Raw genomic sequence first — 12,702 nt, forward strand, 5'->3', positions numbered from 1 at the left:
CACGCTGCGCGTGGAAAATCGCTTCGCGAGTTTTCCACCCTACGGTTTAACCCAGCCTACGGCGGCGCCGTTCAGCTGTCGTCCCCATCATCGTCGTCATTGCCGTCGACGCGCATGCCCAGTTCCTTGATCTTGCGCGTCAGGGTGTTGCGGCCCCAGCCCAGCAGCAGCGCGGCGTCGCGGCGGCGGCCGGCGGTGTGCTTGAGCGCGGTCTCGATCATGATCCGTTCGAAGGCCGGCACCGCTTCGTCGAGCAGGTTGGACTGGCCGCGCGCCAGGGCCTGATCGGACCAGTTGCGCAGGGCCTGTTCCCAGTTGTTGGCCGGCTGGGCGTCGGCCTGCTGGTTGAGCAGTTCCGGCGGCAGGTCGCTGACGTGCACCTCGCGGCCGGACGCCATCACGGTGATCCAGCGGCAGGTGTTCTCCAGCTGGCGCACGTTGCCCGGCCAGGGCAGGTGCTGCAGGTATTCCTTGGTTTCCGGCTTGAGCACCTTGGTCTCGACCGAGAGTTCCTGCGCGGCGCTGGCGAGGAAGTGCTCGGCCAGCGCCGGGATGTCCTCGCGGCGGTCGGCCAGGCGCGGGATATGGATGCGGATCACGTTCAGGCGGTGGAACAGGTCCTCGCGGAACTTGCCGGCCTGTACCAGGGTTTCCAGGTCCTGGTGGGTCGCGGCGATGATGCGCACGTCGACCCGCACCGGCGTGTGCCCGCCGACCCGGTAGAACTCGCCGTCGGCCAGCACGCGCAACAGGCGGGTCTGGGTGTCGGCCGGCATGTCGCCGATCTCGTCGAGGAACAGGGTGCCGCCGTCGGCCTGCTCGAAGCGCCCGCGGCGCTGGCTGGCGGCGCCGGTGAAGGCGCCCTTCTCGTGGCCGAACAATTCCGATTCCATCAGGTCCTTGGGGATCGCCGCCATGTTCAGCGCGATGAACGGCGAGGCCGAGCGCGGGCTGTGGCGGTGCAGGGCATGCGCCACCAGCTCCTTGCCGGTACCCGATTCGCCGTTGATCAACACGGTGATGTTGGAATGGCTGAGGCGACCGATGGCGCGGAACACCTCCTGCATCGCCGGCGCCTCGCCGATGATTTCCGGCGTGTGGTGCCGGTTGGCCGGCTCCTTGAGCTGCAGCTGTTCCTGGGCGTGCTGGTTGGCACGCTTGACCAGCGATACCGCATCGTCGACGTCGAACGGCTTGGGCAGGTACTCGAAGGCGCCGCCCTGATAGGAGGCCACCGCACTGTCGAGGTCCGAGTGCGCGGTCATGATGATCACCGGCAGGCGCGGATACTGCTCGCGAATCTGCGACAGCAGGTCCAGCCCGCTGAGGCCCGGCATGCGGATGTCGGAAATGATCACATCCGGCTGCTGGCGCGCCAGCCGGGCGAGCACGCCGTCGGCGCTGTCGAAGCTCTGCGTGGCCATGCCTTCCTGCTGCAGGGCCTTTTCCAGGACCCAGCGGATGGAGCGATCGTCGTCGACGATCCAGACGTTTTCGCTTCGGCTCATGCTGATGGGGCTCCTTGTTCCAGCGGCAGGAAGATCGAGAAGGCGGTATGCCCGGGGTGGCTCTCGCACTCGATCAGGCCTTGGTGCTGACTGATGATGGTCTGGGTGATGGCCAGCCCGAGGCCGGTTCCGTCGGGACGGCCGCTGACCATGGGATAGAAGAGCGTGTTCTGCAGCTCGGCCGGGATGCCCGGGCCGTTATCGATGATTTCGATGCGTGCCACCAGGCGGTGGCGGATGTGGCCGATGGTGAACTGGCGCAGCGTGCGGGTGCGCAGGGTCAGGCGGCCGAGCCCCAGTTCGGTCTGGCCGGCGAGCGCCTGCATGGCGTTGCGCATGATATTGAGCACGGCCTGGATCATCTGCTCGCGGTCCATCAGCACTTCGGGGATGCTCGGGTCATAGTCGCGCACCAAAATGATGCTTCCCTGGCATTCCGCTTCGATCAGGCTGGCGACGTGTTCCAGCACCTCGTGAATGTTGGTCATTTCCAGCGAGGGCAGCTTGTTCGAACCGAGCATACGGTCCACGAGATTTCTCAGCCGGTCGGCCTCCTCGATGATGACCTCGGTGTAGTCCTTGAGGTGCTCGTCGGGCAGCTCACGGGCCAGCAACTGGGCGGCACCGCGGATGCCGCCGAGGGGGTTCTTGATCTCGTGGGCGAGGCCGCGCACCAGCATCTTGGTGGTTTCCTGCTTGGACAGCTGCGCCTCTTCCTTGGTGATGCGCAGCAGGCGGTCGCGCGGCAGCACTTCCAGCAGCAGCATGGTTTCCTGGCGGGTCAGCACCGGGGTCACGGCGTAGTCCACGGTCAGGGTCTGGCCGGTGGCCGAGGTCAGCGTCGCTTCGCGCTTGGTGAAGGGGTGGGCTTCTTCCACCGCCTGGCGCAGCGCGGCGAGCGCTTCCGGCGATTCGGTGAACAGTTCGCTGATGAACTGGCCATGGCTGCGCTGGCCGCTGACGGCCAGCAGCATCTCGGCGGCCGGGTTCATGTATTCCAGGCGCAAGCGCGAATTGAGCATCAGCGTCGCGGTCGTCAGGTTCTCGATCAGCAGGCGTTGCAAGGCTTCGTTGATCATGGCTGGTCTGCATCCGGAAGGTCAGGCAGGAAATGCAAGAACCAAACCAAGGCGCGCCATTCGGGCGCGGAACGGTGTGTTTCCGGCATCGGGCAGCCTGGCCGGTGAACCAAAATGGTGACGAACGGCGCGGCCGTCACTCATGGGCACCAAATAGGTGCGCACGTTGATCATAGAAAGGGCACGAAGGGAATGTCGCGTTTTTCCGGTGGTTTATCCTTGAGCGGGCATTCCGGACGCACGCCGTAGTCGTCCTTCTTGCAGGGCTTGACCATGCGCCGCTGGGCCAGGGAGGTGCGTACCAGATGGAACGGCTGGCTCGCGCCGCGCTGCAGGATGCGTTCTTCCTCGTCCACGACCGCCACCGCGAGCTGATGCGTGCCGCGGTCGACATTGCTCAGCTCCATCGACGGCTGCGTTGCGGGGGCGCCAAAGGGCTGCTCGTCGAGCAGTAGCTGGTAGGCGTGGCCGGGCTGCAGGGCGGGTTCGCTCTGCAAGGTGACGTTGACCGAGCCGGCGTTGTTGCGGATCGTCTCGTCCGTTGCCGGGCTGAGGATGCGCAGCTGATACGCGACGACCTCGGCCTTTTTGGCTGGCGCGGGCTCCGCTGTCCGGCTCGCGGGTGCGGGCGGCGCGGGCATGCTGTTGGCGGGTTTCAGCCGGACCTGCTCGGCCGCCTGCCCGGTCGGGCGATCGGTGAAGACCCGGTTACCCTCGGCGTCTACGTAGGTATAGATCTGGGCGACCGCCGGCAGCGTGGCGGCCAGCAGCGCAATGGCCAGCCAGCGGCTCACGGTGCCGGCCGGGGTCTGAGCGCCGGGCTGGAGGTGTGCACCCGCTGCACGGTGAAGTGCTCCGGGTCGCTGCGCTGGATGACCCTCTCGCCGCTGAGCACTTCGACCTGCAGGCGGTGCTCGCCGCGGTCGACGTTGTTCAGCTGCAGTGACGTGTCGGTGCTGGCGGCCGCCTGGGGAATGCCGTCGAGCAGGAAGCGCAGGCGGTGGCCGCGTTGCAGCGGCGGCTCCAGCCGGGCGCTGACGACGAAGCTGCCGTTGTTGGCGCGCAGCGCCTCTTCGTCCGGGATGCCGGCGATGATCAGGGTCTGGTAGGGCGCCTGTCCGGAGGGCTGTTCGCCGGGCAGGGGCGGCGGTGGCTCGGGTGTCCGGATGTTCACGGTATTGGCCGGTGGCAACTCGACGGCATCGGCCTGGACGCCTTCCGGTGGCTGGTTGGTGAACACCGTATTGCCGCGCTCGTCGGTGTATTTGTAGATCTCGGCGATGGCCGGGGCGGTCAGGATCAGCAGCAGGCCGAACAATGCGCTACGCATGGGGAGCTCCGCGGTGGTGGTCGCGGAAAGCCTTGCATTGCGCGGGGCTGCAGGCAAGCCTGATCGGTGTGAAATGCGAGCGGCGACAAGCTGTGCCCTCATCCTGGTCGCGCGGGTTTCACCCGCCCTGCGGTTTTGTACGGAGTCCCGGCCGGCGTAGGGCGGGTTGCGTAGGGTTGCAACCCGCCGAACGCGGTTCGCAACCACGCCATAACCGAGCCGTGCATAACCGCGTGGTGCCGCGAAAACGAGAAAGGCCACCCGAAGGTGGCCTTTCTGCGCGACGCGGTCGATCAGACGCTGTAGTACAGGTCGTATTCCAGCGGGTGCACGAAGGTGCGCACCTTGATTTCTTCTTCCGATTTCAGCTCGATGTAGGCATCGATGAAGTCATCGGAGAACACGCCGCCCTTGGTCAGGAAGGCGCGGCCCTTGTCCAGCTCTTCCAGGGCTTCCTTCAGGCTGCCGCAGACCTGCGGGATCAGCTTGCCTTCTTCCGGCGGCAGATCGTACAGGTTCTTGTCGGCGGCATCGCCAGGGTGGATCTTGTTCTGGATGCCGTCCAGGCCGGCCATCAGCAGGGCGGCGAAGGCCAGGTAGGGGTTGGCCGACGGGTCCGGGAAGCGCGCTTCGATGCGGCGGGCCTTCGGGCTGTTGACGTACGGGATGCGGATCGAGGCGGAACGGTTGCGGGCCGAGTAGGCCAGCATGACCGGTGCTTCGAAGCCCGGGACCAGACGCTTGTAGGAGTTGGTCGACGGGTTGGTGAAGCCGTTCAGCGCCTTGCCGTGCTTGATGATGCCGCCGATGAAGTACAGGGCGGTCTCGGACAGGCCGGCATAGCCGTCACCGGCGAAGGTGTTCTTGCCATCCTTGGAGATGGACATGTGCACGTGCATGCCCGAGCCGTTGTCGCCATACAGGGGCTTGGGCATGAAGGTGGCGGTCTTGCCGTAGGCGTCGGCGACGTTGTGTACGCAGTACTTGAGGGTCTGTACTTCGTCGGCCTTGGCCACCAGGGTGTTGAACTTCACGCCGATCTCGTTCTGGCCGGCAGTCGCCACTTCGTGGTGGTGCACTTCCACGACCAGGCCCATTTCCTCCATGGCGTTGCACATGGCGGTACGGATTTCGTGGTCGTGATCGACCGGCGGGACCGGGAAGTAGCCGCCCTTGATGCCTGGGCGGTGGCCCTTGTTGCCACCTTCGATCTCGCCGTCGGTGTTCCAGGAACCCTGCTCGGAGTAGATCTTGAACATGGAGCCGGAGATGTCGGACTTGAACTTCACCTGGTCGAAGACGAAGAACTCCGGCTCCGGGCCGACGAATACGGCGTCACCGATACCGGTGGACTTGAGGAATTCCTCGGCGCGGCGGGCGATGGCGCGCGGGTCGCGATCGTAGCCCTGCATGGTGGAGGGTTCGATGATGTCGCAGACCAGGATCAGGGTCGGCTCTTCGGTGAACGGGTCCAGAACGGCGGTGCTGTCGTCCGGCATCAGGATCATGTCGGAGGCTTCGATGCCCTTCCAGCCGGAGATGGACGAACCGTCGAACATCTTGCCGTATTCGAAGAAGTCATCGTCGGCATCGCGGGCCGGCATGGTGACGTGCTGCTGTTTGCCTTTGGTATCGGTGAAGCGCAGATCAATCCACTTCACATCGTAATCTTTGATCAGTTGAAGCGACTTCGACATGGTGTTCTCCAAGTGGTGGAAGCGTTGACAGGGTTGCTTCCGAATCAGGGTGAAGCCGGGCGACGATGTTCCGCCAAGGCGACCTGCCTCACAAGAGAGCAAATTGCATGCCAGTGCTCTTTGTTGGAACTGTCGGCCCGGATTGGCGTGGCTGCGAAGGATTTCCCTGGGCAAAGACCCTGCGCGCACCTTTTTCGTGCGACTTATTGGTGCGTCACTATGGTGCGCGGCCTTGTTTTGGTGCGAAAGAGTGGCCTTGAGAAAACCGATTAAAGGTTGATCAGTTTCCGCTATACTCCGCCCCCCTCTTTTCATGCCGTACCGCCACGCGCGCTGTTTCCATGAAGCTGATCGTCAAGGTTTTCCCCGAAATCACCATTAAGAGCCCGCCGGTGCGCAAGGGCTTCATTCGCCAGTTGGCGAAGAACATCCGCACCGTGCTGCGCGAGCTCGATCCCGATCTGCGGGTCGAGGGCGTGTGGGACAACATCGAGGTGGAAACCGCGTGCGCCGAGCCGAAGCTGCTGCGCGAGATGATCGAGCGCCTGCGCTGCACGCCGGGCATCGCCCATTGCCTGGAAGTGCACGAATACCCTCTGGGCGACCTGGACGACATCGTCGCCAGGTGCAAGACGCATTATGCCGAGCGCCTGCCGGGCAGGGTCTTCGCCGTGCGCTGCAAGCGCGCCGGCAAGCACCCGTTCAGCTCCATGGATGTCGAACGCCATGTCGGCAGCCAGCTGCGCCAGCAGTGCGGGGCCGCCGGCATCTCGCTGAAGGCGCCGGAGATCGAAGTGCGCATGGAGATCCGCGACCAGCGCCTGTTCGTCGTCCACCAGCAGCACGACGGCATCGGCGGCTATCCGCTGGGTGCGCTGGAACAGACCCTGGTGCTGATGTCCGGCGGGTTCGACTCCACCGTCGCTGCCTACCAGATGATGCGCCGCGGGCTGATGACCCACTTCTGCTTCTTCAACCTCGGCGGTCGCGCCCACGAGTTGGGCGTGATGGAAGTCGCCCACTATCTATGGCAGAAGTACGGCAGCTCGCACCGCGTGCTGTTCGTCAGCGTGCCGTTCGAGGAAGTGGTCGGCGAGATCCTGCAGAACGTCGACAACAGCCAGATGGGCGTGGTCTTGAAGCGCATGATGCTGCGCGCCTCGACGCAGATCGCCGAGCGCCTGCGCATCGACGCGCTGGTCACCGGCGAGGCGATTTCCCAGGTCTCCAGCCAGACCCTGCCGAACCTCTCGGTGATCGATTCGGCCACCGACATGCTGGTGCTGCGCCCACTGATCGCCAGCCACAAGCAGGACATCATCGACACCGCCTTCGCCATCGGCACCGCCGAATTCGCCAAGAACATGCCCGAATACTGCGGCGTGATCTCGAAGAACCCGACCACCAAGGCCAAGCGCTACCGCGTCGAGCACGAAGAGAAGCAGTTCGACATGGCCATCCTCGAGCGCGCCCTGGCCAATGCCCGCCAGGTGCCGATCGACCGCGTGATCGACGAACTGGGCGAGGACATCAGGGTCGAGGAAGTCGGCGAAGCGGTGGCCGGCCAGGTCATCCTCGACATTCGTCACCCCGATGCCGCCGAAGACGAACCGCTCGAACTGCCGGGTATCGAAATACAGGCGCTGCCGTTCTACGCGCTGAACAACCGTTTCAAGGAACTGGATGAAAACCGCCAGTACCTGCTGTACTGCGACAAAGGTGTCATGAGCCGCCTGCATGCTCACCATCTGCTGAGCGAGGGGCATCAGAACGTGCGGGTCTATCGGCCGGACGGGCAGCCACAGGCGGCTAGCCGCAAGCGGCAAGAGAGCAGTGTGTAGCCATGAGAATCAAATGCAGTGCGCTGCGCAGAAGGCACCCTCCCGACCGGCGTGCCCAGCCCTGTCACCGAACCCCCGCTTTTTACTTGCAGCTTGCGGCTTGAAGCTCGCGGCTTTTTTAGGAAACAAACAGTGATCGAGAATCTCCGCAACATCGCCATCATCGCCCACGTCGACCATGGCAAGACCACCCTCGTCGACAAACTCCTGCGCCTGTCCGGCACCCTGGACCGCAAGGAGCTGGAAAACGAGCGCGTGATGGACAGCAACGACCAGGAAAAGGAACGTGGCATCACCATCCTGGCCAAGAACACCGCGCTGAAGTGGAAGGACTACAGCATCAACATCGTCGACACCCCCGGCCACGCCGACTTCGGCGGTGAGGTCGAGCGCGTGATGAGCATGGTCGACTCCGTGCTGCTGGTGGTCGACGCCCAGGACGGCCCCATGCCGCAGACCCGCTTCGTCACCCAGAAGGCGTTCAAGGCCGGCCTGCGCCCGATCGTCGTGGTGAACAAGATCGACCGTCCGGGCGCGCGTCCTGACTGGGTCATCGACCAGATCTTCGACCTGTTCGACAACCTCGGCGCCACCGACGAGCAGCTGGACTTCCCGATCGTCTACGCCAGCGCCCTGAACGGCATCGCCGGTCTGGACCACGAGAACATGGACGACGACATGGACGCCCTGTTCCAGGCCATCGTCGACCACGTGCCGGCTCCGGTCGTCGACGTCGACGGTCCGTTCCAGATGCAGATTTCCCAGCTGGACTACAACAGCTTCCTCGGCGTGATCGGCATCGGCCGCATCGCCCGCGGCACCATCAAGGCCAACACGCCGGTCACCGCCATCGGCGCCGATGGCAAGAAGCGCAACGGCCGTATCCTCAAGATCATGGGCCACTCCGGCCTGCAGCGCGTCGAAGTGCAGGAAGCCACCGCCGGCGACATCGTCTGCGTCAGCGGCATGGACGAGCTGTACATCTCCGACACCCTGTGCGACCAGAACAACGTCGAGGCGCTGCCGCCGCTGACCGTCGACCAGCCGACCGTGAGCATGACCTTCCAGGTCAACGACTCGCCGTTCGCCGGCAAGGAAGGCAAGTTCGTCACCAGCCGCAACATCAAGGACCGCCTGGACAAGGAACTGCTGCACAACGTCGCCCTGCGCGTCGAGCCGGGCGAGACCCCGGAGAAGTTCAAGGTTTCCGGCCGTGGCGAGCTGCACCTGTCGGTACTGATCGAAACCATGCGTCGCGAAGGTTTCGAGCTGGCCGTGGGCCGTCCGGAAGTGGTGATCATCGAGAACGAAGCCGGCGAGAAGCAGGAGCCGTACGAGAACGTCACCATCGACATCGAAGAACAGCACCAGGGTCCGGTGATGGAGCAGATGGGCCTGCGCAAGGGCGACCTGAGCAACATGGTCCCCGACGGCAAGGGCCGTGTCCGCCTGGAATACACCATCCCGGCGCGCGGCCTGATCGGCTTCCGTAACAACTTCCTGACCCTGACCTCGGGCAGCGGCATCCTCACCTCGACCTTCAGCCACTACGGCGCGATCAAGGCCGGTGAGGTCACCAACCGCCAGAACGGCGTACTGGTCTCCATGGCCACCGGCACCGCGCTGACCTACTCGCTGGAAACCCTGCAGGCGCGCGGCAAGCTGTTCCTCGAGCCCGGCCAGGAAATCTACGAAGGCCAACTGGCCGGCATCAACAGCCGCGACAACGACCTGGTGATCAACCCCACCAAGGGCAAGAAGCTCGACAACATGCGCGCGTCGGGCAAGGACGAAGTCATCGCCCTGGTGCCGCCGATCAAGTTCACCCTCGAGCAGGCGCTGGAATTCATCGCCGACGACGAACTGGTGGAAGTGACGCCCAAGTCGATCCGCCTGCGCAAGAAGTACCTCAACGAGAATGACCGCAAGCGTTTCGAGCGCAGCAAGGTCTAAGAGGCAGCCACAAGCGGCAAGCTTCAAGCTGCAAGAAAAAGCAAAAGCCCCGCCGGAGCGATCCGTGCGGGGCTTTTTGTTTGCCAGCGGCTCAGTGGCCTATCGCCCCGAGGTCGGGCCTCCCACAAATGCAGCGAGCACCACCGAACCCCTGTGGGAGGCGCGCCCTCGCGGCGATAGGCCTCAAGCATCGCCTCGCACAGCAGGCTCGCGCAAACCGCTCGCTGGACCGACGAAGCCACCGCCGACCTGCTGCAATCATCGGCCACATGGTGCCCGGCGTCATACGAGAATGGCCAGATTGGTATAGGCCGCGACCTTGCTATCCGCTGTCATGAGCTTCATGGGCTCGGCCACTGCGCTGGCGGCTATGATCCGGTCGAAAGGATCCTTGTTCAGCGGGGCAAGCCCGAGACGCTCAATGGCATGATCGACGGTAACCGGTAATTCGATGATTCCGCTCATCTCGCAGCTTGCTCGCAGCGACTCGATATCGACATTCAGCTTGCCGAGCCCTTGTTTGATGGCGATCTCCCAGAACGACGCAGCGCTGACGTACACCTCGCTGGCTCGTTGCAACTGCTGGCGGGCTTTGGCGCTCAGCCTGGGGCTGTCCTGCAGTATCCACAGCAGGATATGGGTGTCGATCAAGATGCGCATGGCTTTTACGACTCGAAGCCTGCCAGGGCTTCTTCCGGGAGTTCATCGTCGAAGTCCTCGGCGATCTCGATCTGCCCTTTCATCAGGCCGAAACGCAATCCAGAGGCCTTGTTTGCCGCGACCAGACGGGCCATCGGACGACCGTGTTTGGCAATGACGACTTCCTTGCCATCGCACGCCTCATCGACCAGGCGCGAAAGCTGGTTCTTGGCGTCTGCCAGGGAGACGGTATGCATGGTGCTCTCCTGAAAGATTTGGCCAATTATAGCCAGAGCTCTGTTGGAGCAATGAGCGGGGTTTAGCCAGGGAAGAACCGGACGAGACGGAAAATCACCGCGGATTTTGTCGGATACCACCTGAGGTCCCGAAGGAGGCAAGAGTGCTCGCAGATCATGTCGTGGTGGCAAGTCCTGAAGGGCATGTGCATGCCGCTCGGATACTGGAATAAGGGCTCCATAGCCCGCTCGGACACTTTGCGTCGTTCCTGTTTTCCGGAAAAGTTCCCGAAGAGAAAGTCTGATTTTGTGATCTGTATCACGTTTATGGCTGCTACGATCATGTCCCGATTGTCTGGTGATGGCACTTCGCTCACTATCGCTGGCCTGTTCTTTAGCGCCAGGGATGGTTGCGATGCGACAGCTGCTCGCCGCGCTGGGAGGCGCATTCTTTTTCATTTCGGCATTCGCTCAGGTGCCGACGCTGCCTGGCGAACGTGATCTGATCCGTGACCGCCAGGAACGCCTGCTCGAGGAGCAGCGCCGACGCCTGGAGGAACTCCAGCAATTGCCCGGGCGCGAGGTGCTGCCCGAGCAGCCGGCCCCCGCCGAGGACGAGCGCTGCTTCGAAATCCGCACGATTCGCCTGCAGGGTGCCGACCTCGTCTCGCCCGACGAGCAGCGCCGGCTGCTGCAGCCCTATGAAGGCCAATGCCTCGGCGTCAGCCAGCTCAACGCGCTGCTGAAGGCCATCACCCAGTTCTATATCGACCGAGGTTACGTCACGTCCCGCGCCTACCTGCCGGAACAGGACATGGCCGACGGCGAGCTGGAGGTGCTGGTGATCGAGGGCCGTCTCGAAGGCCTGGATCGGTCGGCCATCGCCAGTGATCGTGAGTTGGCCATGGCCTTTCCCGGGCGGGTCGGCGACATCGTCGACCTGCGCCAGCTGGAGCAACTGGTCGATCAGCTGAACCGCCTGCCTTCACGGCCGGCGCAGATGGAGCTGTTGCCCGGTGCCGAGGCCGGTGGCAGCCGCGTGCGCCTGCAGGGCGAGCCGCTCAGGCCCTGGCGGGTCAGCCTCAATCGCCACAACAACGGTGAAAGGAGCACCGGCGAGCAACAGTGGGGGCTGGGGCTCGACTGGGACAGCCCACTGGGCCTGGCCGACCAGCTCAGCCTGCGTGGCGGTGGCGATGCCGTCAGCGATCGGCATCGCCATTCGGCCAACCAGGGATTGTCCTACAGCCTGCCGTACGGCTGGTGGACGTTCAGCTATGGCTACAACCAGAGCTACTACCGGACCCGGGGGGAAGCGTCGGGCTTTCTCTTCGAAATGGACGGCGAAAGCAAGAGCCATCAGCTGGGCGCAGAGCGCGTGCTGCACCGCGATGCGGTCAGCAAGACCGCCGTCAGCTTCGGCGTGGCTCACCTGCGTACCCGCAACTATATCGAGAACAGCCTGCTCGACGTCTCCAGCCAGCGCCTGTCGGAAATGCAGCTCGGCCTCAACCATGGCCGTCGTATCGGCACCGCCTTCGTCAACCTCGACCTGGGCTGGCAGCATGGCACCGGCGCCTTCGACGCGCAGCGCCGCGGCGACCCGCGCTACGGCGAGCCGGACGCCCGCTACCACAAGTACAGCCTGACGCTGAGCGCGCTGCAGCCGTTCCGGCTATGGGACGAGTCGTTCAGCTTCGATTCATTGCTCAACGCCCAGAAGAGCGAAGACGTGCTCTACAGCCCGCAGCGCATCAGCATTGGTGGGCTGGCGTCGGTACGCGGATACAAGGAGCAATCGTTATCCGGCGACACCGGCGGCTATTGGCGCAACCAGCTGCGTTGGCGACGCCCCGTCGGCTGGGAGCCGTTGCGCCCGTTCCTGCAGGAATACGGCCTGGCCTACGCCTATGACGTCGGCGTCATTCATGGCGGGCGCTACAACCCCGACTTTCACGGCCGCCTATCCGGCCATGGCGTGGAATTGAGCGCGCGGGGCGAGCATCTCGCCGCCTCGCTGACCTTTGCCCGCTCGCTGGAGCGGCCGGACGTGATCGAAGCGCGGGAGCGGCCGCTGTACTTGCGCGTCGACCTGTTCTTCTGAATCGAACAAAGCTGGAGTCTTGTACATGGACGTGCGCAGCCCCTTCTTCCAGAACGTCGCCACCCTGCTGGTGGGCGTCATGTTCCTCAACCCCATCGTGGGCGCGGCCGCGGAACTGAGCGTCGCCGCCGGGAGCGGTGCGACGCTGGGGCAGGCCGGCAATGGCGTGCCGATCGTCAACATCGCCGCGCCCAACGGCAAGGGCCTGTCGCACAACCGGTTCAAGGACTACAACGTCGGCCAGCAGGGCCTGATCCTCAACAACGCCACCGAGCGTACCCAGAGCACGCAACTGGGCGGCATCATCCTCGGCAA

At 64.1% G+C, this 12,702-nt stretch carries 11 protein-coding genes; 4 read left to right on the forward strand and 7 right to left on the reverse strand.

What is annotated here, in order from left to right:
• Positions 1 to 71: 71 nt before the first annotated feature.
• From ntrC to glnA, 5 genes are all read right to left on the reverse strand, one after another.
• Complete coding sequence (gene ntrC, locus IN820_RS07420; RefSeq protein WP_193680363.1) at positions 72 to 1,508, reverse strand: nitrogen regulation protein NR(I); 1,437 nt, start codon at positions 1,506 to 1,508, stop codon at positions 72 to 74.
• On the reverse strand, positions 1,505 to 2,587 hold the full coding sequence (gene glnL, locus IN820_RS07425; RefSeq protein ID WP_193680364.1) for a nitrogen regulation protein NR(II): 1,083 nt from the start codon (positions 2,585 to 2,587) through the stop codon (positions 1,505 to 1,507). The genes ntrC and glnL overlap by 4 nt, the downstream gene beginning before the upstream one ends.
• 170 nt (positions 2,588 to 2,757) lie before the next feature.
• Entirely contained in the window at positions 2,758 to 3,381 is a 624-nt protein-coding gene (locus IN820_RS07430) for a DUF4124 domain-containing protein (RefSeq protein WP_193680365.1), read from the reverse strand.
• Positions 3,378 to 3,917: a DUF4124 domain-containing protein gene (locus IN820_RS07435; protein ID WP_193680366.1), complete on the reverse strand. Its 540-nt coding sequence runs from the start codon at positions 3,915 to 3,917 to the stop codon at positions 3,378 to 3,380. The genes IN820_RS07430 and IN820_RS07435 overlap by 4 nt, the downstream gene beginning before the upstream one ends.
• A 293-nt stretch (positions 3,918 to 4,210) precedes the next feature.
• Complete coding sequence (gene glnA, locus IN820_RS07440; RefSeq protein WP_193680367.1) at positions 4,211 to 5,614, reverse strand: glutamate--ammonia ligase; 1,404 nt, start codon at positions 5,612 to 5,614, stop codon at positions 4,211 to 4,213.
• A gap of 341 nt (positions 5,615 to 5,955) precedes the next feature.
• Between glnA and thiI the strand changes: the two genes are divergently transcribed.
• Together thiI and typA are read left to right on the forward strand one after the other, a co-directional pair.
• Entirely contained in the window at positions 5,956 to 7,455 is a 1,500-nt protein-coding gene (gene thiI / locus IN820_RS07445; RefSeq protein ID WP_193680368.1) for a tRNA uracil 4-sulfurtransferase ThiI, read from the forward strand.
• 132 nt (positions 7,456 to 7,587) lie between these two features.
• On the forward strand, positions 7,588 to 9,408 hold the full coding sequence (gene typA, locus IN820_RS07450; RefSeq protein ID WP_193680369.1) for a translational GTPase TypA: 1,821 nt from the start codon (positions 7,588 to 7,590) through the stop codon (positions 9,406 to 9,408).
• Between the two features lie 282 nt (positions 9,409 to 9,690).
• On the opposite strand, the gene IN820_RS07455 is transcribed toward typA, so the two are convergent.
• Both IN820_RS07455 and IN820_RS07460 read right to left on the reverse strand, forming a co-directional pair.
• Positions 9,691 to 10,068, reverse strand: a complete 378-nt coding sequence (locus tag IN820_RS07455) for a type II toxin-antitoxin system VapC family toxin (RefSeq protein WP_193680370.1) — start codon at positions 10,066 to 10,068, stop codon at positions 9,691 to 9,693.
• Between the two features lie 5 nt (positions 10,069 to 10,073).
• On the reverse strand, positions 10,074 to 10,304 hold the full coding sequence (locus IN820_RS07460) for a type II toxin-antitoxin system Phd/YefM family antitoxin (RefSeq protein WP_193680371.1): 231 nt from the start codon (positions 10,302 to 10,304) through the stop codon (positions 10,074 to 10,076).
• A gap of 385 nt (positions 10,305 to 10,689) precedes the next feature.
• Here IN820_RS07460 and IN820_RS07465 point away from each other — a divergent pair, with 385 nt between their 5' ends.
• Together IN820_RS07465 and IN820_RS07470 are read left to right on the forward strand one after the other, a co-directional pair.
• The gene (locus tag IN820_RS07465; protein ID WP_408005209.1) at positions 10,690 to 12,387 is read left to right on the forward strand and encodes a ShlB/FhaC/HecB family hemolysin secretion/activation protein; all 1,698 of its coding nucleotides are present in this window, start codon (positions 10,690 to 10,692) and stop codon (positions 12,385 to 12,387) included.
• Between the two features lie 25 nt (positions 12,388 to 12,412).
• Positions 12,413 to 12,702, forward strand: a 290-nt coding sequence (locus IN820_RS07470; protein WP_193680373.1) for a two-partner secretion domain-containing protein, incomplete at its 3' end; no start/stop codon positions are given.

Source organism: Pseudomonas lopnurensis (assembly GCF_015070855.1).
GTDB classification, from domain to species: Bacteria; Pseudomonadota; Gammaproteobacteria; order Pseudomonadales; family Pseudomonadaceae; genus Stutzerimonas; species Stutzerimonas lopnurensis.

Excerpts from the sequence above, each read along its gene's own strand:
- ntrC (WP_193680363.1), bottom strand. The coding sequence starts at position 1,508 with ATGAGCCGAAGCGAAAACGTCTGGATCGTCGACGACGATCGCTCCATC.
- glnL (WP_193680364.1), bottom strand. The coding sequence starts at position 2,587 with ATGATCAACGAAGCCTTGCAACGCCTGCTGATCGAGAACCTGACGACC.
- IN820_RS07435 (WP_193680366.1), bottom strand. The coding sequence starts at position 3,917 with ATGCGTAGCGCATTGTTCGGCCTGCTGCTGATCCTGACCGCCCCGGCC.
- glnA (WP_193680367.1), bottom strand. The coding sequence starts at position 5,614 with ATGTCGAAGTCGCTTCAACTGATCAAAGATTACGATGTGAAGTGGATT.
- thiI (WP_193680368.1), top strand. The coding sequence starts at position 5,956 with ATGAAGCTGATCGTCAAGGTTTTCCCCGAAATCACCATTAAGAGCCCG.
- IN820_RS07455 (WP_193680370.1), bottom strand. The coding sequence starts at position 10,068 with ATGCGCATCTTGATCGACACCCATATCCTGCTGTGGATACTGCAGGAC.
- IN820_RS07460 (WP_193680371.1), bottom strand. The coding sequence starts at position 10,304 with ATGCATACCGTCTCCCTGGCAGACGCCAAGAACCAGCTTTCGCGCCTG.
- IN820_RS07465 (WP_408005209.1), top strand. The coding sequence starts at position 10,690 with ATGGTTGCGATGCGACAGCTGCTCGCCGCGCTGGGAGGCGCATTCTTT.